22 protein-coding genes and 1 pseudogene are annotated in these 20,557 nt (G+C 57.9%); 10 read left to right on the forward strand and 13 right to left on the reverse strand.

Features of this window, described 5'->3' with window-relative positions:
- Positions 1-6 precede the first annotated feature (6 nt).
- Positions 7-1,131, forward strand: coding sequence for a GNAT family N-acetyltransferase (locus KGB21_RS23570; RefSeq protein WP_223506883.1), 1,125 nt, complete (start codon positions 7-9; stop codon positions 1,129-1,131).
- A gap of 11 nt (positions 1,132-1,142) precedes the next feature.
- Here the strand turns inward: KGB21_RS23570 and aqpZ are convergent, their stop codons facing one another.
- From aqpZ to KGB21_RS23595, 5 genes and pseudogenes are all read right to left on the reverse strand, one after another.
- The gene (gene aqpZ / locus KGB21_RS23575) at positions 1,143-1,841 is read right to left on the reverse strand and encodes an aquaporin Z (protein WP_034146180.1); all 699 of its coding nucleotides are present in this window, start codon (positions 1,839-1,841) and stop codon (positions 1,143-1,145) included.
- Between the two features lie 173 nt (positions 1,842-2,014).
- A complete protein-coding gene (locus tag KGB21_RS23580) occupies positions 2,015-3,847 on the reverse strand; it encodes an ABC transporter ATP-binding protein (RefSeq protein WP_223506884.1) in 1,833 nt (610 codons plus the stop codon).
- A 93-nt stretch (positions 3,848-3,940) separates the two neighbouring features.
- A complete protein-coding gene (locus KGB21_RS23585; RefSeq protein ID WP_223506885.1) occupies positions 3,941-4,498 on the reverse strand; it encodes a peptidylprolyl isomerase in 558 nt (185 codons plus the stop codon).
- A 3-nt stretch (positions 4,499-4,501) separates the two neighbouring features.
- Positions 4,502-5,307: pseudogene (locus KGB21_RS23590) on the reverse strand (alpha/beta fold hydrolase).
- A 14-nt stretch (positions 5,308-5,321) separates the two neighbouring features.
- Complete coding sequence (locus tag KGB21_RS23595; RefSeq protein ID WP_034146184.1) at positions 5,322-6,245, reverse strand: LysR family transcriptional regulator; 924 nt, start codon at positions 6,243-6,245, stop codon at positions 5,322-5,324.
- Between the two features lie 50 nt (positions 6,246-6,295).
- Between KGB21_RS23595 and KGB21_RS23600 the strand changes: the two genes are divergently transcribed.
- The 3 genes from KGB21_RS23600 (at position 6,296) to KGB21_RS23610 (ending at position 8,549) form a co-directional block, all read left to right on the forward strand.
- Positions 6,296-6,610: a hypothetical protein gene (locus KGB21_RS23600; protein WP_034146185.1), complete on the forward strand. Its 315-nt coding sequence runs from the start codon at positions 6,296-6,298 to the stop codon at positions 6,608-6,610.
- Positions 6,611-6,760: 150 nt separating this feature from the next.
- Positions 6,761-7,360 carry an FMN-dependent NADH-azoreductase gene (locus tag KGB21_RS23605; RefSeq protein ID WP_034146186.1) on the forward strand — a complete coding sequence of 200 codons (600 nt, stop codon included), beginning with the start codon at positions 6,761-6,763 and terminating at the stop codon, positions 7,358-7,360.
- 322 nt (positions 7,361-7,682) lie between these two features.
- Complete coding sequence (locus tag KGB21_RS23610; protein ID WP_223506887.1) at positions 7,683-8,549, forward strand: carboxylate/amino acid/amine transporter; 867 nt, start codon at positions 7,683-7,685, stop codon at positions 8,547-8,549.
- A gap of 117 nt (positions 8,550-8,666) precedes the next feature.
- On the opposite strand, the gene KGB21_RS23615 is transcribed toward KGB21_RS23610, so the two are convergent.
- Positions 8,667-9,554 (reverse strand): LysR family transcriptional regulator, encoded by an 888-nt coding sequence (locus KGB21_RS23615; RefSeq protein WP_223506888.1) that lies wholly within the window; start codon positions 9,552-9,554, stop codon positions 8,667-8,669.
- Positions 9,555-9,712: 158 nt separating this feature from the next.
- Between KGB21_RS23615 and KGB21_RS23620 the strand changes: the two genes are divergently transcribed.
- A complete protein-coding gene (locus KGB21_RS23620) occupies positions 9,713-10,357 on the forward strand; it encodes a hydrolase (RefSeq protein WP_034146189.1) in 645 nt (214 codons plus the stop codon).
- A gap of 200 nt (positions 10,358-10,557) precedes the next feature.
- On the opposite strand, the gene KGB21_RS23625 is transcribed toward KGB21_RS23620, so the two are convergent.
- Entirely contained in the window at positions 10,558-11,856 is a 1,299-nt protein-coding gene (locus tag KGB21_RS23625; protein ID WP_223506889.1) for a mechanosensitive ion channel family protein, read from the reverse strand.
- Between the two features lie 192 nt (positions 11,857-12,048).
- On the opposite strand from KGB21_RS23625, the gene KGB21_RS23630 reads away from it, so the two are divergent.
- Positions 12,049-13,389, forward strand: a complete 1,341-nt coding sequence (locus KGB21_RS23630; protein WP_034146190.1) for a DEAD/DEAH box helicase — start codon at positions 12,049-12,051, stop codon at positions 13,387-13,389.
- A gap of 130 nt (positions 13,390-13,519) precedes the next feature.
- Here KGB21_RS23630 and KGB21_RS23635 read toward each other — a convergent pair whose 3' ends face one another.
- Positions 13,520-13,795, reverse strand: a complete 276-nt coding sequence (locus tag KGB21_RS23635) for a hypothetical protein (RefSeq protein WP_034146191.1) — start codon at positions 13,793-13,795, stop codon at positions 13,520-13,522.
- Between the two features lie 135 nt (positions 13,796-13,930).
- Positions 13,931-14,665: a DUF899 domain-containing protein gene (locus KGB21_RS23640; protein ID WP_223506890.1), complete on the reverse strand. Its 735-nt coding sequence runs from the start codon at positions 14,663-14,665 to the stop codon at positions 13,931-13,933.
- Positions 14,666-14,843: 178 nt separating this feature from the next.
- Here KGB21_RS23640 and KGB21_RS23645 point away from each other — a divergent pair, with 178 nt between their 5' ends.
- The gene (locus KGB21_RS23645; RefSeq protein ID WP_223506891.1) at positions 14,844-15,233 is read left to right on the forward strand and encodes a transcriptional regulator; all 390 of its coding nucleotides are present in this window, start codon (positions 14,844-14,846) and stop codon (positions 15,231-15,233) included.
- 66 nt (positions 15,234-15,299) lie between these two features.
- Here the strand turns inward: KGB21_RS23645 and KGB21_RS23650 are convergent, their stop codons facing one another.
- The 3 genes from KGB21_RS23650 to KGB21_RS23660 form a co-directional block, all read right to left on the reverse strand.
- A complete protein-coding gene (locus tag KGB21_RS23650) occupies positions 15,300-16,169 on the reverse strand; it encodes a DUF6279 family lipoprotein (protein ID WP_034146194.1) in 870 nt (289 codons plus the stop codon).
- A gap of 77 nt (positions 16,170-16,246) precedes the next feature.
- Complete coding sequence (locus KGB21_RS23655) at positions 16,247-16,969, reverse strand: TorF family putative porin (protein WP_223506892.1); 723 nt, start codon at positions 16,967-16,969, stop codon at positions 16,247-16,249.
- A gap of 204 nt (positions 16,970-17,173) precedes the next feature.
- Complete coding sequence (locus tag KGB21_RS23660) at positions 17,174-17,362, reverse strand: hypothetical protein (RefSeq protein ID WP_172668627.1); 189 nt, start codon at positions 17,360-17,362, stop codon at positions 17,174-17,176.
- Positions 17,363-17,713: 351 nt separating this feature from the next.
- On the opposite strand from KGB21_RS23660, the gene KGB21_RS23665 reads away from it, so the two are divergent.
- The 3 genes from KGB21_RS23665 (at position 17,714) to KGB21_RS29410 (ending at position 20,053) form a co-directional block, all read left to right on the forward strand.
- Positions 17,714-18,550: a S1 RNA-binding domain-containing protein gene (locus KGB21_RS23665; RefSeq protein WP_034146196.1), complete on the forward strand. Its 837-nt coding sequence runs from the start codon at positions 17,714-17,716 to the stop codon at positions 18,548-18,550.
- Positions 18,551-18,793: 243 nt separating this feature from the next.
- Positions 18,794-19,726, forward strand: a complete 933-nt coding sequence (locus tag KGB21_RS23670) for a DMT family transporter (protein WP_034146197.1) — start codon at positions 18,794-18,796, stop codon at positions 19,724-19,726.
- 198 nt (positions 19,727-19,924) lie between these two features.
- Entirely contained in the window at positions 19,925-20,053 is a 129-nt protein-coding gene (locus KGB21_RS29410) for a PA1414 family protein (protein ID WP_007914492.1), read from the forward strand.
- A gap of 208 nt (positions 20,054-20,261) precedes the next feature.
- On the opposite strand, the gene KGB21_RS23675 is transcribed toward KGB21_RS29410, so the two are convergent.
- Positions 20,262-20,513, reverse strand: coding sequence for a phosphopantetheine-containing protein (locus KGB21_RS23675; RefSeq protein WP_034146198.1), 252 nt, complete (start codon positions 20,511-20,513; stop codon positions 20,262-20,264).
- Between the last annotated feature and the right edge of the window lie 44 nt (positions 20,514-20,557).

Here is a 20,557-nt window from a genome sequence, read left to right on the forward strand (position 1 = left end):
ATGGTGATGCCGTTGCAACGTCTGCAAAGTCTGTCGGAAATCTCCCCGCAAGCGTGGGACGCCCTGGTGCCCGAGACTCAGCCATTTCTGAGTCACGGGTTTCTGGGGGCGCTGGAAGACAGCGGCAGCGTCGGCCCCCATTCCGGCTGGCAACCCGAGCATTTGCTGCACGTTGAAGGCGACCGGCTGATCGCCGCATTGCCCAGTTACCGCAAATGGCATTCCTACGGCGAGTACGTGTTCGATCACGCCTGGGCTGACGCCTGCGAACGAGCCGGCATTGATTACTACCCCAAGTTATTGACCGCGGTACCGTTCAGCCCGGTCAGCGGACCGCGTTTGTTGGCGGCGAACGTGGAGGACGGATTCGAGTTGTTGAACAGCCTGCCGGGCTATCTCGAGATCGAACAACTCTCCAGCGCCCACATCAATTTCACTGATCCATTCACCGACGCCGCGTTGGCCGAGCAGCCCGGCTGGTTGCAACGCATCGGCTGTCAGTACCACTGGCAGAACCGCGGCTATCGTGACTTTCAAGACTTTCTCGATGCCCTGAGCTCGCGCAAACGCAAGCAGATGCGCAAGGAGCGCGAACAGGTGGCGGGGCAGGGGATCGATTTTGAATGGCTTGAAGGCCGGGAATTAACCGAGTCGCTGTGGGATTTTGTCTACGCCTGCTACGCCAACACCTACGCGGTGCGTCGGCAACGACCCTATCTGACGCGAGCATTTTTCAGCCTGTTGGCCGAGCGCATGCCGCAGTCCATTCGCGTGGTGCTGGCCAAGCAAGGTTCACGACCGGTGGCAATGGCGTTCAGCCTGGTTGGGGGCGACAGTTTTTACGGGCGTTACTGGGGTTGTCTGGCGGAGTTCGATCGCCTGCACTTCGAGACGTGTTTCTATCAAGGCATGGACTACGCCATTGCCAATGGCTTTCAGCGTTTTGATGCTGGCGCCCAGGGTGAGCACAAGCTGATTCGCGGGTTCGAGCCAGTCATCACGCATTCCTGGCACTACTTGCGCCATCCGGGTTTGAAAGCGGCCGTGAAGGATTTTTTGCAACAAGAGCGGATCGGCGTATTGGCCTACGCAGACGAGGCGAAGACTGCCTTGCCTTATCGGCAAGGCTAATCCTCAGGGGGTCAGATCTCTTCTTTGCCCAGCCAGCGATACAGCACACCTCCGACTACCGCGCCGATTAGCGGCGCGACCCAGAACATCCACAATTGCTGGATCGCCCAACCACCCACGATCAGCGCCGGGCCGGTGCTGCGTGCCGGGTTGACCGAGGTATTGGTGACCGGAATCGAGATCAGGTGGATCAGGGTCAATGCCAGGCCGATGGCGATTGGCGCAAGCCCTGCTGGTGCACGTTTGTCGGTGGCGCCGAGGATGATCAGGATGAACATGGCGGTCATCACCAGCTCACAAACAAACCCCGCCGCCATCGAATAGCCGCCAGGCGAGTGTTCGCCGTAGCCGTTGGACGCCAGGCCCGACGCCAGTTCAAAACCAGGTTTGCCACTGGCAATGAAGTACAGCAGACCGGCTGCAATCACCCCGCCAATGACCTGGGCGATGATGTAGGCCGGCAGTTCGCTGGCCGGAAACCGTCCGCCGACCACCAGCCCCAGCGATACCGCCGGATTGAGGTGACAACCGGATATGTGGCCAATGGCGAACGCCATGGTCAGCACCGTCAAGCCAAACGCCAGGGATACCCCCAGCAAACCGATTCCGACATCCGGAAACGCAGCGGCCAGCACCGCACTGCCGCAACCACCCAACACCAGCCAGAAGGTGCCTACCAACTCAGTAGCCGAACGTTTGAACAGAGACATGAGAGAGTGTCCTTTCGAGATTTTGCTGCCTTGTGCATCCAGCAGATGGACTGCAGAACCACCTCCAGAACCTTGGGTGAGTACAGCACTGTTTTTCTAAAGTTCCAGTGGACATAAAAAAACCGCCAGCGCCCGTGGTAGTGGGCGTGGCGGTTTTTTACCGGGTTGAAGGCTTAATCGATTCCGACAAACCCACCCGTCTGGTGCGCCCATAACCGCGCGTACAAACCGCCGTGGGCCAACAATTCTGCGTGGCTGCCGGTCTCGGCGATCTTGCCGTTCTCCAGCACCACCAAGCGGTCCATCCGGGCGATGGTCGAGAGCCGGTGGGCGATGGCGATCACGGTTTTGCCCTGCATCAGGGTTTCGAGGCTTTCCTGGATGGCCGCTTCGACCTCCGAATCCAGTGCCGACGTGGCCTCGTCCATGATCAGGATCGGCGCGTCCTTGAGCAGCACGCGGGCGATGGCGATGCGCTGGCGTTGACCGCCGGAGAGCTTCACGCCGCGTTCACCGACGTGGGCATCGAAACCAATGCGGCCTTCGGCGTCCGACAACGAGGGAATGAAACCGTCGGCCTTCGCCTTGTGAACAGCCTCCCAGAGCTCGGCATCGGTGGCATCGGGTTTACCGTAAAGCAGATTGTCGCGGATCGAACGGTGCAGCAGGGACGTGTCCTGGGTGATCATGCCGATGCGTTCGCGCAGGCTTTCCTGACTGACGTCGGCGATGTTCTGGCCATCGATGAGAATCTTCCCGCCCTCCACGTCGTAGAGGCGCAACAGCAGATTGACCAGAGTCGACTTGCCGGCACCGGACGGACCGATCAGGCCGATTTTTTCACCGGGTTTGATGGTCAGGTTGAGGCCGCCGATGATCCCGCTCTGCTTGCCGTAGTGGAAGTCCACGTTGTCGAAACGCACCTCGCCACGGGCAACGGCCAATGGTTTGGCCTGGTCGCGGTCGGTTACGCTGACTGGCTGCGAAATGCTCTGCAAACCGTCCTGAACCATGCCGATGTTTTCGAAGATGCCGGTGACCACCCACATGATCCAGCCGGACATGTTGACGATGCGGATCACCAGCCCGGTGGCCAGGGCGATGGCGCCCACGGAGATCAGCGACTGCGTCCACAGCCACAAGGCCAGGCCTGTGGTGCCGACAATCAGCAAACCGTTCATGCTGGTGATGACCACGTCCATGCTGGTGACCACGCGGCCGGCCAGTTGGGCTTTTTCGGTCTGTTCCTTGATCGCTTCGCGGGCGTATTGCTGCTCGAAATTGGTATGGGCGAACAGTTTCAGGGTGGTGATGTTGGTGTAGCCATCGACGATCCGTCCCATAAGTTTCGAGCGCGCATCGGAAGACACGACCGAACGCTCCTTGACCCTTGGCACGAAGAAATACAGGGCGCTGATGAATGCCACTATCCAGGTCAGCAACGGAATCATCAGGCGCCAGTCGGCTTCGGCGAACAGCACCAGCGCACTGATGGCGTAGATCAGCACGTGCCACAAAGCGTCGACCGCTTGCACCGCTGAATCGCGCAACGAGTTGCCGGTTTGCATGATGCGTTGGGCGATGCGCCCGGCAAAGTCGTTCTGGAAAAAATTAAGGCTCTGCTTGAGCACGTAACTGTGGTTTTGCCAGCGGATCAGGCTGGTCATGCTCGGGCTCAGGGTCTGGTGTACCAGCAGGTCATGCAAGCCAACGAACACCGGACGCAGGACCAGCGCAACCACCACCATCCAGGTCAGTTCGAGGCCGTGTTCCTTGAAGAAATCGGCATTGGGCGTGCCTTGGGCCAAGTCGATGATGCGGCTCAGGTAACTGAACAACGCCACTTCGATCAAGGCGCCGAACAGGCCGACAATCAGCAGGGCCGCAAAGCTCGGCCAGACCTGCTTGAGGTAATAGGTATAGAAGGGCAGAACCCGATCCGGCGGAGCGGCTGTCGGGGCGTCGCGAAATATGTCGATCAGTTTTTCAAAACGGCGATAAAGCATCGGTTTTTTGCCCGCGTACGGGCTCTCCTTTTAACGGTTTGAGCGTCGCCGGCAGTACCGGCAACCGCTCGGACGTCCTTGTCCAGCTTAGTCTCAGTCGATGCGCTTGGCCGACTTGATGAACACCGGGTCGGCCGGCACGTCTTTCATGCCGCTGCGCACGGTGGTTGGCGAATTGACGATGATGTCGACTACGTCCATGCCTTTGACCACTTTGCCGAACACCGCATAACCGTCACCGCTGTCGAGGAAATCGTTGTCCTTGACGTTGATGAAAAACTGGCTGGTGGCCGAGTCAGGGTCAGAGGTACGGGCCATGGACAGGGTGCCACGAACGTTGACCAAGCCATTCTTGTGTTCGTTCTTGATCGGCGACTTGGTTTCTTTCTGCGACATTTGTTGGGTGAAACCGCCGCCCTGGACCATGAAGCCCGGAATCACGCGGTGGAAAATCGTGTTGTTGTAGAAGCCGCTGTCGACGTACTCAAGGAAGTTCTTGGTACTGATCGGCGCCTTGACCGGGTCCAGCTCGATTTCGATCTGGCCGTTGGTGGTTTCCAGCAGAACATGCGGCGCCTTGGCAGGCGTTGCCGCCATCAGGTTGGCGGCAAACAGAACGGAGCCAGCAGCGAGGGCGATTTTTTTCAGCATGGGTCAGTGATCCTGAGTGTGGTGGTGTCGACTGCGGTGAGAAATTCGAGCAGCGTCTGGTTGAAGTGTTCGGGCTGATCCAGCGGGGTGGCGTGACGCGAATCGGCGATCACTACCAGCCGCGCGTCGGGCAGCAGTTTTACGTAGTTCTCCTTCAGCGCGACCGGCGTGTAGTCACGGTCGGCGCTGACGATGAGGGTTGGACAGGACACCTTCGACAGTCGTTCCTGAACACCCCAACCCACAATGGCATCGAAGCTGGCGAGATAAGCATGTTTGTCGTTTTTTGCCCAGCGTTCGGCCATCTTTTGTCGCAAATCTGCCTGCTCGGGCTTGGGGAACAACTTGCCGCCCAAGGCCTTGCCGATGGTCCGTAGACTCAAGACTCGCATCAGGCTCCAGCGTTTGAACCACTGCCAATAGTCGTCGCGGCTGCGCAGTTTGACCTCGGGCGCGCTGTTGACGATGCACAGGCTTTTAAGCAAATGCGGCTGATCTACAGCCAGTTGAAAACCGATCATGCCGCCCATGGAAAGCCCGACATAATGTGTCGGGCCGAGGTTCAAATGCTCGATCAGCGCCACCAGGTCGGCGCTGAATCCCGCGATGCTGTAGCGCTCGCGGGGTTTGTCGGAGCGACCATGGCCGCGCACGTCCGGGACGATCACCCGGTAGCGGGCGGCGAGTGCGGGGATCTGTTTTTCCCAGTCCAGGGTGCTGGACCCTAGTCCGTGGACCAGCAGCAACGGCGTGCCGTGGCCGTATTCCTCATAGTGCAGGTTGCAACCATCGTGTTCGAAATAGGCCATGCGTTACCTCCATGTCAGGCTTGTTCAGGGGCGGCGAACGGTGCGTCCAGTGGAGCGGTGTCGAACGTGCGCAGTAGCTCGATCAGAATCTGCGTTGCCGGGCCGAGCGGTTTGTCCTTGTTCGAATACAGGTAAAAGCTCGGATTACGACTGCCGCCCTGGTCCAACGGTAGCAGCTTGAGCGTGCCTTCCTTGAGTTCTCGCTCGATCATGTGCCTTGGCAGCCAGGCAAACCCCAGGCCGCTGCTGACGAAAGTCGCGGCGGTGGCCAGGCTACCGACGGTCCAGCGTTGTTCGGCGCCGAGCCAGCCGACGTCCCGTGGTTGCTGGCGACCAGAGTCGCGGATCACCACTTGCATCTGGCTTTCCAGATCCTGAAAGTTAAGCTCGCGGTTCAGTCGATGCAACGGATGATCGGGGTGGGCGACCGCAACGAATTCAACGTCGCTCAGTTCTGCGCCCAGGTAACCGGGAATGCTGAATCCGGTAATCGCCAGGTCGGCCACGCCTTCGAGCAGCACTTCCTCTACCCCCGACAACACCTCTTCGCGCAACCGCACCCGGCAGCCACGGCTTTGTGGCATGAACGCGGTCAAGGCGCGGACGAGGCGGGCGCTCGGGTAAGCGGCATCGACCACCAATCGCACTTCGGCTTCCCAACCTTGTTCCATGTGGTGGGCCAGGTCTTCCAGCTGACTGGCCTGTTTCACCAGTTGCCGGGAACGGCGCAACAGCACGCCACCGGCTTCAGTGAGCACCGCTTTGCGGCCATCGATGCGCAGCAATGGCACGCCGAGTTGGTCCTGCATGCGCGCCACGGTGTAGCTGACGGACGATTGCGAGCGGTGCAGCGCTTCGGCGGCCTGGGCGAAACCACCGTGATCGACCACGGCCTGCAACGTTCGCCATTGATCAAGGGTCACGCGGGGCGCTTTCATGTTGAGCTCCTCTTGTCCTAAGCTGCGCAGTCCTTTTTGGAGACTGCTGAATGAAAAAATTCTATTTTGTGTTACTGGCGCTGCTGCCTCTGACGGCGATGGCGTACCCGATCGATGTAAAAAAAGACCTCAACGGCCTGAAGATCGATTACGAAACCTTCGACACCGATAACGATATCGGCTCCATTCGAGTGGCCAACTATGGCGATGTCGATGCGAGCTGCAAGGCGGTTTTCAGCAATGGCCCCGAAGCACCACGAACCCGAAAGATCGATGTACCGGCCGGCAAATACAAAAACGCCACCGCCAAATTCAGCCGCAACATCATCAAGCTGCGTATCGAGCTGAGCTGCACCCCGAAATAAAATCAAACGGAGCAAACCTGACGGCCATGCTCCGCTTATAAACGAATTAATTGATCGGTTATAGCAGTTATTTGCGCTTTTTCATCGATACAGCTCTGTTTAACCTTCACTCCATCGACTTACAGCATTCTCAGATGGAGGCTACATCCCATGTCCCGCGTTCTGATCATCGAAAGCAGTGCCCGTCAGCAAGACTCGGTTTCCCGTCAACTGACCCAGACCTTCATCAGCCAATGGCAAGCTGCACACCCGAACGACCAGATCACCGTTCGTGACCTGGCCGTCAACCCGGTGCCGCATCTGGACATCAACCTGCTGGGTGGCTGGATGAAGCCTGCTGAACAGCGCAGCGACATCGAACAGATTTCCCTGGAGCGCTCTAACCAACTGACTGACGAATTGCTCGCCGCCGACGTGTTGGTCATGGCTGCACCGATGTACAACTTCGCCATCCCGAGCACCCTCAAAGCCTGGCTCGACCACGTGCTGCGTGCCGGCGTGACCTTCAAGTACACCGAAACCGGTCCGCAAGGTTTGCTCAGCGGCAAGCGTGCTTACGTGTTGACGGCTCGCGGCGGAATCTACGCCGGTAGCACTGCGGATCACCAGGAACCCTACCTGCGTCAGGTCATGGGTTTCATTGGCATCCACGACGTGACGTTCATTCACGCCGAAGGCATGAACCTGGGTGGCGACTTCCAGGAGAAAGGCCTGAACCAGGCGAACGCCAAGCTGGCCCAAGTGGCCTGACCCGTTAATCGCCAGATAATCGCTCGATGGTCTAGTGACCTGGCGCAACCCTTAAAGCCTGTACGCGCATCGACCTCCCTTTGCACTTGTTGCTCCTGAGTGCTGCCGCCCGATTGAACGCTTTAGCGAGATCGGGCTTTTTTTTGCCTGCGTTTTGGTTGGTTCGCGCATACCTCTGTAGGAGCCGGCTTGCTGGCGATAGCGGTTCATCAGCAAACATCATTGTTGAATGAGACAACGCCATCGCCAGCAAGCCGGCTCCTACAAGGTGCGATCACCGGCAAAACCCGCTATCTTCGCCGCCATTCAAAACGAGGCGAGCATGGGCTATCTACTTTTTGTCACGCTGATTCAGGCGTTTTCCTTCAGTCTGATCGGTGAATACCTGGCCGGTCATGTCGACAGTTACTTCGCTGTGCTGGTGCGCGTGTTGCTGGCCGGTCTGGTGTTCATTCCGCTGACCCGCTGGCGCTCGGTGGAACCTGCGTTCATGCGCGGCATGTTGCTGATCGGGGCGTTGCAGTTCGGCGTGACCTACGTCTGCCTGTACCTGAGCTTCCGCGTGTTGACGGTACCGGAAGTCCTCCTGTTCACCATCCTTACGCCGCTGCACGTGACCTTGATCGAAGACGCGCTGAACCGCCGCTTCAATCCCTGGGCATTGATCGCGGCATTGGTGGCGGTAGCGGGGGCCGCGGTGATTCGTTTTGACCGGATCAACCCGGACTTCTTCATGGGTTTCCTGCTGCTGCAACTGGCCAACTTCACGTACGCCGCCGGGCAGGTGCTCTACAAACACCTGGTGGCTCGTCATCCGAGCGATCTGCCGCATTACCGACGCTTCGGGTATTTCTACCTGGGCGCATTGGCGGTGGCGCTGCCGGCGTTCCTGTTGTTCGGCAAATCGAACTTCCTGCCCGAAGCACCGCTGCAATGGGGCGTGCTGCTGTTCCTCGGCCTGGTCTCGACCGCGCTCGGTCTGTACTGGTGGAACAAAGGCGCGTGCCTGGTCAACGGCGGGACGCTGGCGGTGATGAACAACCTGCATGTGCCGGTAGGATTGCTGATCAACCTGCTGATCTGGAATCAGCATGAGGAACTGGGACGTTTGATGCTCGGCGGCAGCGTGATTCTGATGGCGGTGTGGATCAGCCGGTTGGGTATACGCAAGCCTTTGGCCGTTCACTAACCCTTGCAGGAGCGAGCCTGCTCGCGATGACTGAATGTCAGGCGACATCTACATCGACTGACACGCCCTCATCGCGAGCAGGCTCGCTCCCACAGGAAATCATGTGATTTCAAAAAATCACTTTGGCGCCAGTTGTCCCAGCAGAAACTCGATAAACGCCCGGGTCTTCTGCGGCACCCGCCGCGCCGACGAATACACCGCATTGATGGTGATCGCCGGAGCCTGCCATTCGCACAGCACCGGCACCAGTCGCCCGGCCGCCAGCGCATCCTCGACGATGAAGTCGGGCAGCAGGGCGATGCCCATGCCGGCTTCGGCGGCCTGGGCGAGCAGGTCGCCGTTGTTGGCGTGCAGTGGGCCGGTGACATTCACCCGCTGGGTTTCCTTGCCATTGCACAGTTGCAGGCTGACGCCGCTCTGCAGATACCCGTAGTTCAGGCATTGATGGGCGCGCAGGTCTTGCGGAGTCTGCGGAGTACCCGCGCGCTCGAGATAAGCCGGGGACGCCACCATGATGCGCGGTGCGGGCGCCAGTTGCCGGGCGATCATCGTCGAATCGGGCATGCTGGCGATGCGGATGGTCACATCAAACCCACCCCTCACGGGATCGACCTGTTGGTCGCTGAGCACCAGTTGCAGCTCGATGTTCGGGTGCTGTTCATGAAACAGCGGAATCAACGGCCCCAATCGCCGAAGACCAAACGACATCGGCGCATTGACCCGCAGCACACCGCGTAACTCGCCGATGCCGTCACGGGCGCGTTGCTCGGCCTCGTCCAGTGCCGCCAACACCTCCCGTGCTGCATCGAAATACTCGGCTCCGGCCTCGGTCAGGTGCAGGCTGCGGGTGGTGCGTTGCAGCAATTGCACACCGATGGCTTCTTCCAGTGCCTGAATCTGTTTACTGACTTTCGAGCGCGGCACGTCCATGGCCCGGGCGGCTGCGGCGAAACCGTTCTCGCCCACCGTGACGACGAAGGCGCGCATGCATTCGATGCGATCCATATTGTCCCTTTTTTAGAATCAATGATTCTCGATTTTAGGTAATTGTCCCCTTTATCGCTAGCCCCTAAAGTGACATCCAAGCCGACAACAACGCCGCTGATGGCAACGTCGACTAACCCTTTACCCATTCGAAGTATCGACATCAAAAGGAACGCGCCATGTCTATTCGTGAACTGCTCAACCCAACCAATTCCGCCCTGATCCTGATCGACCACCAGCCGCAAATGGCATTCGGCGTTCAGTCCATCGATCGTCAGACCCTGAAGAACAACACCGTTGGCTTGGCCAAGGCGGCGAAGATCTTCAACGTACCGACCATCTACACCTCGGTCGAAACCGAAAGCTTCAGCGGTTACATCTGGCCGGAATTGCTGGCAGTGCACCCGGATCAAAAGCCGATCGAGCGCACCTCGATGAACTCCTGGGAAGACAAGGCATTGGTAGACGCGGTGAAAGCCACCGGTCGCAAGAAGCTGATCATTGCCGCGCTGTGGACCGAGGTCTGCCTGACGTTCCCGGCACTGGAAGCGCTGGCTGAAGGGTACGAGGTGTACATCGTCACCGACGCTTCCGGCGGCACTACCAAGGAAGCCCACGACATGTCGGTGCAACGGATGATTCAGGCCGGCGCGGTGCCGGTGACCTGGCAGCAAGTGTTGCTCGAATACCAGCGTGACTGGGCGCACAAGGATACTTACGAAGCGGTGATGGAACTGGTGCTGGAGCACAGCGGCGCGTACGGCATGGGCGTGGATTACGCTTACACCATGGTGCACAAGGCACCGCAGCGGCAGGTCAAGTAACCCGCAAATTCTGAAACGACGTAATCCTTGTGGGAGCAAGCTCTTGTGGCGAGGGAGCTTGCTCCCGCTCGGCTGCGCAGCAGTCGTAGTACCAGCCGACTGTGGTTGCCTGAAGGAACCGGACTGCAATCATTGGGACAGCTTCGCTGTCCAGCGGGAGCAAGCTCCCTCGCCACACAAACCCCACAGGTTTTTGGGTGTTACACCCTGCGTTTTTCAGCTTCGGGAATGTGGCTCGCACCCAGCACTGCCGGCAACAGCCCGGCACGTAGATCCGTCCCGCTCGGCTGCTGATACAGGCTCAAACCAAACTCCGGCAGGACCGCCAGCAGAAAATCGAAAATGTCTCCCTGAATCCGCTCGTAATCGGCCCACGCGGTGGTGCGGGTGAAGCAGTAGATTTCCAGCGGAATGCCCTGAGCGGTGGTCTGCATCTGCCGGACCATGCACGTCATGTTCGGCTGGATCTCCGGGTGGCTCTTCAGGTAAGCCAGTGCGTAGGCACGGAAAGTCCCGATATTGGTCATGCGCCGGCGATTGGCCGACATCGCCGCGACATTGCCCTGGGCTTCGTTCCAGGCCTTGAGTTCGGCTTGTTTGCGACTGATGTAATCGGTCAGCAGATGAACCTGCGACAGTCTCGACTCCTCATCGTCGCGGACGAACCGCACCCCGCTGGCATCGATGAACAGGCTGCGCTTGATCCGCCGTCCACCGGACTGCTGCATGCCGCGCCAGTTCTTGAAGGACTCGGACATCAGGCGCCAGGTCGGGATCGACACAATGGTCTTGTCGAAATTCTGCACCTTGACCGTGTGCAGCGTGATGTCCACCACATCGCCATCGGCGCCGACTTGCGGCATCTCGATCCAGTCGCCGACCCGCAGCATGTCGTTGCTGGTCAATTGCACGCTGGCGACGAACGACAGCAAGGTGTCCTTGTAGACCAACAGAATCACCGCCGACATCGCACCCAGACCCGAGAGCAGCAACAGCGGCGAACGGTCGATCAGCGTGGCGACGATGATGATCGCGCCAAACACGTACAACACCATTTTCGCCAGTTGCACGTAGCCTTTGATCGAGCGGGTGCGTGCGTGTTCGGTGCGGGCGTAGATGTCCAGGAGGGCATTGAGCAGGGCGGTGACGGACAGCAGCAGGAACAGGATGGTGAACGCCAGCGCGACATTGCCGAGGAACACCATCGCGGTTTTACTCAGCTCCGGCACCAGGTGCAGGCCAAACTGGATCACCAGTGACGGTGTCATTTGCGCCAGACGTTGAAACACCTTGTTCTGGCGCAAATCGTTGACCCAGTGCAGCGCGGGCTGGCGACCGAGCATTCTGCTGGCGTGCAGGATCAAGTAGCGCGCCACTCGTCCGAGGGCCAGTGCAATGAACAACAAAACCAACAGTGCCAGGCTGGCATGCACGAGCGGGTGCTGATCAAGGGCACCCCAAAGGTCTTGGGCATTGAGCCAGAGCTGTTTGATATCCATGGGCAAAACCGATTCTTCTGTAAGACGCGAGGGGCGATTAGAGCATTTAAGACGCTTTGTATTACGTTCGGGGACAAATCAGGCAACAAAAAAGCCACTGTTTACGGTCGATTGCATAAAGAAACTCGGCCTACGCGCTCGAAACCGGTACCCTATGCAGCTGTTTTTTTGCATTTCTTCGAGGTAGCACCCGTGTTTTCCGAATTCGCCTTGCACGAACGCCTGCTCAAAGCCGTGGCCGAGCTTAAATTTGTCGAGCCAACGCCTGTGCAAGCAGCGGCCATTCCGCTGGCGCTCCAAGGGCGTGACCTGCGGGTGACAGCGCAAACCGGCAGCGGCAAAACCGCTGCATTCGTTCTGCCGATCCTCAACCGCCTGATCGGCCCGGCCAAGATCCGCGTCAGCATCAAGACCCTGATCTTGCTGCCGACCCGCGAGTTGGCCCAGCAGACCTTGAAAGAAGTTGAACGCTTCTCGCAGTTCACCTTCATCAAGTCCGGCCTGATCACCGGCGGCGAAGACTTCAAGGTCCAGGCCGCCATGCTGCGCAAGGTGCCGGACATCCTGATCGGTACACCGGGCCGGATGATCGAGCAACTGAACGCGGGCAACCTCGACTTGAAAGAAGTCGAAGTGCTGGTGCTCGACGAAGCTGACCGCATGCTCGATATGGGTTTTGCCGACGACGTACAGCGTCTGGTCGACGAGTGCACCAACCGTCAGCAGACCATGCTGTTCTCCGCCACCACCGGTGGTTCCGGCCTGCGCGAGATGATCGCCAAGGTCCTGAACAACCCGGAGCACTTGCAGCTGAACGCGGTCAGCCAGCTGAACGAAACCACCCGTCAGCAAATCATCACCGCTGACCACAACCAGCACAAAGAGCAAATCGTTAACTGGCTGCTGGCCAACGAGACCTATCAGAAGGCCATCGTGTTCACCAACACCCGGGCCATGGCCGACCGCATCTACGGTCGTCTGGTGGCGCAGGAATACAAAGCGTTCGTGCTGCACGGCGAGAAAGACCAGAAGGATCGCAAACTGGCGATCGACCGTCTGAAACAGGGCGGTGTGAAAATTCTGGTTGCCACCGACGTCGCCGCTCGCGGCCTGGACGTGGACGGCCTGGACCTGGTGATCAACTTCGACATGCCACGCAGCGGCGACGAATACGTGCACCGCATCGGTCGTACCGGCCGCGCCGGCAACGATGGCCTGGCGATCTCGCTGATCTGCCACGGCGACTGGAACCTGATGTCGAGCATCGAGCGCTACCTCAAGCAGAGCTTCGAGCGCCGTACCATCAAGGAAGTCAAAGGCACCTACGGCGGACCGAAAAAGGTCAAGGCCTCGGGCAAAGCCGTCGGCGTGAAGAAGAAAAAGACCGACGCCAAGGGCGACAAGAAAAAAGTCGCCGCCAAGACTCCGACCAAGCGCAAGAGCGCCAATCGCCCGAAAAGCGATTCGCTGGTGAGCAAGGACGGCATGGCCCCGCTCAAACGCCGCAAGCCGGAAGCGCCAGCTGCCGAGTAAAGCAGCGTCGCTTTCAAGAAAAACCCGGACATTGTCCGGGTTTTTTTCCATCAAAAGATCGCAACCTTCGGACGCCCACACGTAACAACCTGTAGGAGCTGCCGAAGGCTGCGATCTTTTGATCTTGCTTCTAGCTCTCGGCTTTTTTCTCCGCTGTCCCCAACTCCTTCAACCGCTGATCAATCAACTGGCACTTATCCGGCAAATCCTTGGCCGCGGTCCCCAGATCCATTTTCTGTAGCTCGTCATTGATTTCCTTGGCCTTGGCCGGATTCTGTTCGGTGAGTCGGGTGACTTCCTTGGCTAACTGCTCACGCTTGAGGGTGGCCTCTTCCGGCGTGCAAGCCCAGACAGGCAGCGCGCAGGCGAGGGTGGCGGCGAGGGTGAGTTTGAGCAGGGTTTTCATAAGTCGAGCCTCTGTTCCGGTTAAGGCGAGTTAACCGGTTGAGGGCACTTGGATGGAAAAAGTTCACTCACCAACCACCACAAACCCCTGTAGGAGCCGGCTTGCTGGCGATGTTCGCGACTCGTTCCAGAAGACTCACCCCCCATGGCAGCAGCTAGCCGGCGCCTTACCCTCATAGCGATCATGATGCCGCACCCAGTCCATGATTTCGTCTTCGTTGCGGCCCTTAGGCATCAGGTCGAGGTAGTTATAAGTCCCTACCAACAGATCCAGCCCGCGGGCATAAGTCGAGTAAGTGTGGAAAATCTCCCCAGCCTCGTTGCGATAAAACACGCTCAGACCGGGGAGTTCTTCTTCCGAACCATCCGTTTTTTCGTAGTTGTAGGTGGCCTTGCCGGCGGCGACGTCTTCGGCTCGGGCCGATACACCGAAGTCATAGTTGAAATCGCAGCCTTCTGACGACACCCAGTCGAATTTCCAGCCCATACGGCGCTTGAACGCCTGGAATTCGGCAAACGGCGCGTGGGAAACCGCCACCACGGCCACGTCATGGTGGGCCAGGTGCTGATTGGCGCCATCAATGTGATCGGATAGGAATGAGCACCCTGGACAGCCTTCGTCCCAACCGTCGGCAAACATGAAGTGATAAATGACCAACTGACTGCGGCCGCCAAACAGGTCTGCCAGTTTCAGTTCTCCATTGGGGCCCTGAAAGTGATAGTCCTTGTCTATCTTCACCCAAGGCAAGGCGCGGCGTTCGGCGCTGAGTTTGTCCCGCTCCTTGGTGAAGGCTTTTTCGTGGGCAAGGTGTTGCTTGCGGGCGGCGAGCCATTCTTCTCGCGACACGACGGAATGATTCTGAATGTTCATTGAGATTTCTCCTGCGGGATGCTGGGAGGTGGCTTACACAGCCTAGTCGTTTGACGTGCCAGCAATTCGACAGACCGCCGGTCGGTCGCAGTAAAAATCTCTGCTGAACGGCTATCGACCGCGTCGGTCACAACCTATGAAGGCCCTCTCACTCATGGGTACCGGAGGTTGAATCAGGATGACGACTTATAACTGGGATTTGATTGAACGCTTGCTGCACGAAGTGCAGAACGGTGAGCCCAGCTTCACGCCGCGGCCCTACGCCGAGCAGTACGCTGCTGAGAAAGCATCGGAAGGTGAGCAGACGGAAAACCTCGACCACTTGAAAGCGGTGGCCGGCGAGTATGAAAAGTTATTGCTGGAGCGCGGATATATCGAACCTCGACCCGAGGAGCAGGGTGGCACCGGTTCGAATTATATTTTGACGCCGCGTGGTTCAAGTTTGTTGAGCCTGATCGACAGTAGCATTCCGGGCAATGACCACCCGCGGCAGGTGCTGGATGAACAGGAAGACGCACTGGATGAACTGACGTTCGATGAAGTGGCTTCGAAGGCGCAGATCGCCTGAATCAAAAGATCGCAGCCTTCGGCAGCTCCTACTGGATGCTGCCGAAGGCTGCGATCTTTTGATCTTTTAACCCTGCTTCGCCGCTTTCAGACACTTCAAATCACTGAAATCCTTCCTGACGCCCTCAATCTTCTTCAGCAACCGTTCACGCTGAACCGGCGTACTTTCCGCCATCAAGTCCACAAACAATGCCCGCGCCTGAGCTTCCGTCTTGGCGAAAGCCTGGCGGTATTCCGGTGTCCATAAGCTCTCGCGATTGACCAGAAGCGTCTCGATTCGTTGGGGGAATTGTGGCGACTGGCGCTGTGCCACGGCGGCACTGAACTGTTTCTGCCAGTGCACGCGGTTAGCGATCCACTGCGTATTCTGGTCGCCCAAGGCAGTCGACCATGCCATCACTCGTTGTTGCTGTGAGGCGCTGAGTGGCCCAAGCCATTCATTCAGGCGTTTCTCCATGCGCTCGGCGCGTTGCTTGATCTGCTGGTCCAGCGACGGTTTCAGGTATTGTTCCTGTCGCTTGCGCTGGTCCTTGACGAACGCCTCGTTCATTTCGGCGACCTGTTTGTCATCCAGGCCTTGCAGCAATTCGACGGCTGACGGCGTGATTTCCCGGGCGGTCTCGGCAATCGCTTTTTCGGCTTCCGCCGTACGAGCCTGCAGCGCAGCGTCGGTCACTTGGTTGGTCGCGACCATTGTCTGCAAGCGATCCAGCCAGTCGAGATACCCCGGCATTTGTGTCGTGCAATGCCACGTCAGGTGTTCCTTCAGCCGTTCGTCGAGCCAACTTTTTTGCTCACCGTTCATGTCCAGGTAATCGCTGAGCGTCCAGGGAATGATCACGTCGAGGTTGCGGTAAGCCAGCCCCATGCGGCTGCACGCACTGAGGGCAAGAGAAACGGCGAGTACAAAGGCGATGTGTTTTAACCAGCGAGACATGGGCGAGTCCTTGCGAAAGCCTGGCTTCGGGAGCTGATGACTATCTGATCGCAGGATGAACCCGGCAGTTCAGCCGATCAATAGAACGCGCGTTCGGCCTTGAGGGTGACGAGCCCGTCACACTGGCTGTTGTGACCGGAATAGGCCGAGCAATAGCTGCCGCTGAGGCTGGAATCGCTGTAGATCAGATCGAGATCGACGCCCATGAACGGTCGGGACAATTTCACCGACCAATCGGTAAAACTGCCTACATAGCCGCCGTCCACCGCGACCGGCGTGTTCAGTTGGTGCGTGGTGTATTTCATGCTGATCCCGATGCCGAACGGCTGATTGCCACCCAGGTCGGCGAACAGCGTGCTGTTCTGTTTGTCCGGATCGTGGCTCAAGGCTGCGCCGAAACGGCTGCCCAGCAAGGTTAGACCACCGAACAACTCCTGGCTGTCGAGGGTGTCGACTTCGGGATAGCTGTAATGAATCATGCCCACTTCGTAGCCAAGGGTTTGGTCGAAGGGTTGTTTAAAACCCACGTAGGAATCGATCTCGAGATTCTTCCCCGGCGTAATACCCATGCTCGGCGACCATTGGCCAAAATAGAAGCCGCTGTCGTGAGTCAGGTCCAGGCCACCATGAAACGAGCCAACCGCCGATGGCTTGACCAAGCCTTGGGCCATGCTGCGACTGGGGCTGGTGCCGAGTTTGAGATCGAAATCACCCAGTTCGCGCTGGAAGATTTGAGCCTGCGCCAGCGAACACGCCAGGAGGCTGCTGAATACGAGTAATAAAACGGAAGGCTTGAGCATGCGTCACTCCTTGACAGCGAGGGCAGGCTGAATGACCTGGAATGCTTGATCTAGACGCGTGCAAGGATACCGGCGAATGATCGGCAGCGAGGGCCGTTCGTCGATTTGTACAAGATTGATTGATTGGCGAGGAGGGTGTTCGGAGGTTCCAGTCCAAGCGCTTCGATGCTCAAAGCGCTTGTGGACCAGATGACGCGGAGGGTCTTACTTTTTGCCGAGCGTAATCTGCTTGGACGGGCCGAACGTCTGGCCGCTGACGCCTTTGGCAATTTGCTGGATTTCACCGCCGGATTTAAGGAACGCAGCGATCTGGCTGTTGATCGATTCGCTGGTTTCGACGGCTGGAGCTGGCTTTGCTTTGCTGTTGGATGCTTTTACGCGCATGGCGGCCATTAACCTGTAGAAAATTAACTTGGCCAGGCATCGTACAGGATTAACCAGATATTTGCTTGGCAAATATCCCATGAAGGGCAGCAAGAGGCGGCGCAATTAATAGCAGGTTATTATTTGAAATAAGCCCCTAACCCGCTGTTTTAGATAAGAACATCGGTGTGGAAAGTAACGCTTTACGCTCGCCTGGCTGCGATGCGGCGTGCCAGGTCGACCTGACGAGCGGCCAGGCATGAAGGGCAAAAACCAGGAAAATTAAGGTCTTCAAAGGAATTTCTGCAGCCACCGAGCCGAGCGCCGAACGCGGCCGGTAAAACCGGGTAGAATGCCGCCCACGCAATGAGGGTATTGGACATGGCTTTAGTCGGGCGTTACAACAGTTTGCAAGTGGTTAAACACACTAACTTCGGTTTATATCTGGACGGTGGCGCGGATGGCGAAATACTTCTGCCTAATCGTTATATTCCAAAAGATATTCCAAGCGAAGATGAAGACTGGCTCAATGTTTTTGTTTATCTGGATAGCGATGACAAACTCATTGCCACGACAGAGAAACCGAAAGTTCAAGTGGGTGAATTCGCCAGTTTGAAAGTTGTTGAAGTCAACAGTATCGGCGTGTTCCTGGACTGGGGATTGCCGAAGGACTTGTTGCTGCCCTATTCCGAAGAAAAACGTCAGATGACGGCCGGCGAATACGCCGTGGTGCATGTCTATCTCGACAAGCACACCCGCCGCATCACCGCGACGGCGCGTCTGGATCGTTATCTGGACAAGACCCCGGCGAGTTACACGCCAGGCCAGGAAGTTGACTTGCTGGTTGCCGAAGCCACTGACATGGGTTTCAAGGCGATCATCAACAACAAGCACTGGGGCCTGATTCACAAGAACGAAATTTTCAAGTTCATGCGCGCCGGGAAAGAAGAGAAGGGCTTCATCAAGGAAGTTCGCGCCGACGGCAAGATCAGTTTGAGCCTGCAACCGGTGGGCGTAGAAGCAGCCAGCAGCCTGAATTCGAAGATCCTCGCCAAGTTGCGCGAGAACAATGGCAGCCTGCCGGTCAGTGACAAGAGCGATCCGACGTTGATCAGCAGCATGTTCGGTGTCAGCAAAGGCAACTTCAAAAAGGCCATTGGTGCGCTGTACAAGAACGGTCAGATCGTCATTCATGCCGATCGCATTGAGTTGAGCTGACCGACCTTGTAGGAGCTGCCGCAGGCCGCAATCTTTTAAAAGCAAAGATCGCAGCTTTCGGCAGCTCCTTAAGAATGACGCGCCTGGAGACGTAAATGTCTCGGACAGACGGCAATTTCTGTCCATCTGGTTAATAATCGACAGCATAATTTTCGCCCCGGCGCGGTTTGTTCAACAAACTGGCCGGGGCTTTGTTTTTTACTGTCGAGTCACTGCCATGTTCCATGTTGTCGAGGTTTTACGGTGAACGCCACCCGGCGCAGCGCCGACGGATTTGCCCTGCAAGTCATGCTGGGCTTATGCCTCATCTGGGGCGTCCAGCAGGTGATGATCAAATGGGCGGCGCCTGATATTGCGCCGGTCATGCAGGCCGCTGCACGGTCAGGCATGTCCGCGTTGCTTGTAGGATTGTTAATCTGCTGGAAGGGCGGTTGGGAACAGGTCGGTCATACCTGGCGCGGCGGTTTATTGGCCGGCGCCTTGTTTGGACTGGAATTCTTCTTCATTTCCGAAGGCCTGCAACTGACCACCGCGGCGCATATGTCGGTGTTTCTCTATACCGCGCCGATTTTCACCGCCCTGGGCGTGCATTGGTTGTTGCCGAGCGAGCGTTTGCGGCCGCTGCAATGGCTGGGGATTTTCCTCGCCTTTGTCGGTATCGCCATCGCGTTTGCCGGTGGAATGTCCTGGGACAACCTCGACCACCGCATGTTGATCGGCGATGCACTGGGCGTGCTGGCCGGCGCGTGCTGGGGCGCGACCACGGTGGTGGTGCGTGCCTCGCGACTGTCGGAAGCGCCGGTGACCCTGACCTTGTTCTATCAATTGATCGTCGGCTTCGTCGGCCTGCTGCTGATCGCGTTGCTGAGTGGTCAGATCACCCACGTCAGCCTGACGACTGTGGCGGTGGCCAGTGTGCTGTTTCAAGGCGTGGTGGTGTCGTTCTTCAGTTATCTGGTGTGGTTCTGGTTGTTGCGCCGTTATCTGGCGGCGAATCTGGCGGTTTTTTCATTCATGACGCCGTTGTTTGGCGTGACATTTGGCGTGGTCTTGCTGGGTGAAGAGCTAAGCCTCAATTTTGTCATTGGTGCGGTGCTGGTGCTGTTGGGCATAACGTTTGTCAGCGCGGAGCAGTGGGTGCGGCGGCGGTTGCGCAGGGCCCTTGGTCAACAGTGACAGGACCCGGCCAAACGGGCTATCCGTCGGAGCAGACGCTGGCTTGAGCGATTGCATGATTTGATGCCGGTCAATTGTGATCGATTCAGTAACAGATCATTGCCACTTTGGACGAGCATTGCGCATGACTTCAGACTATTATCAGTGCGAAGGGGCTACAGAATTCCGGCCGCTCGGCACTACCCTGAAGGGGGCACCATGAAAGAGAAAATTCAAAACTGGCTGCACGACCTGGGTGTCGCACTCGGTTTGATCGAACCGCCTCTGCAACCCGTGCCAATTCGCACTGACGACGAACAACGCCGACGCCAGCAGCGTCGCCGATAACGGCTGATGTAGGGAGTTGGCAAGCGGACTTGCTGTGGCTAGGGAGCTTGCTGTGGCGAGGGAGCTTGCTCCCGCTGAGCCGCGAAGCGGCCCCAAACAGCCACGATTGAGTGTGTGTCAGACGTAATTCGATTGCAGTTTTTGCGACTGCTTCGCAGTCGAGCGGGAGCAAGCTCCCTCGCCACAAAGTGGGTGATTGCGATCAATTTCAGTGCCGACTAATTTCCAGCAAAAACCGGCTCAAGTCACTCGCCGTCCTGGCTGTCTTGAGCATTCGGTCTTCCTCGGCGGTGAATGCCGTCAAGCCGAACTCATCTTCCAGATGGAAGATCAGATCCTCGATATCCGCTTTATCCAATCCCAACTGCGCCAGGCTGGCGTTGTCGTCGAAGTCATCCTGACCCTCCAGCAGGCGGCTGATGAAGCGATGCACGGCGGCACGAGCGGCAGCTTTTTTCATGATCGTTCTTCGAGAGGGCATTATTGTTGTTGGCCCTGGGATGA

Origin of the sequence: Pseudomonas sp. GL-RE-29 (genome assembly GCF_019947275.1) — a bacterium.
GTDB classification, from domain to species: Bacteria; Pseudomonadota; Gammaproteobacteria; order Pseudomonadales; family Pseudomonadaceae; genus Aquipseudomonas; species Aquipseudomonas fluorescens_A.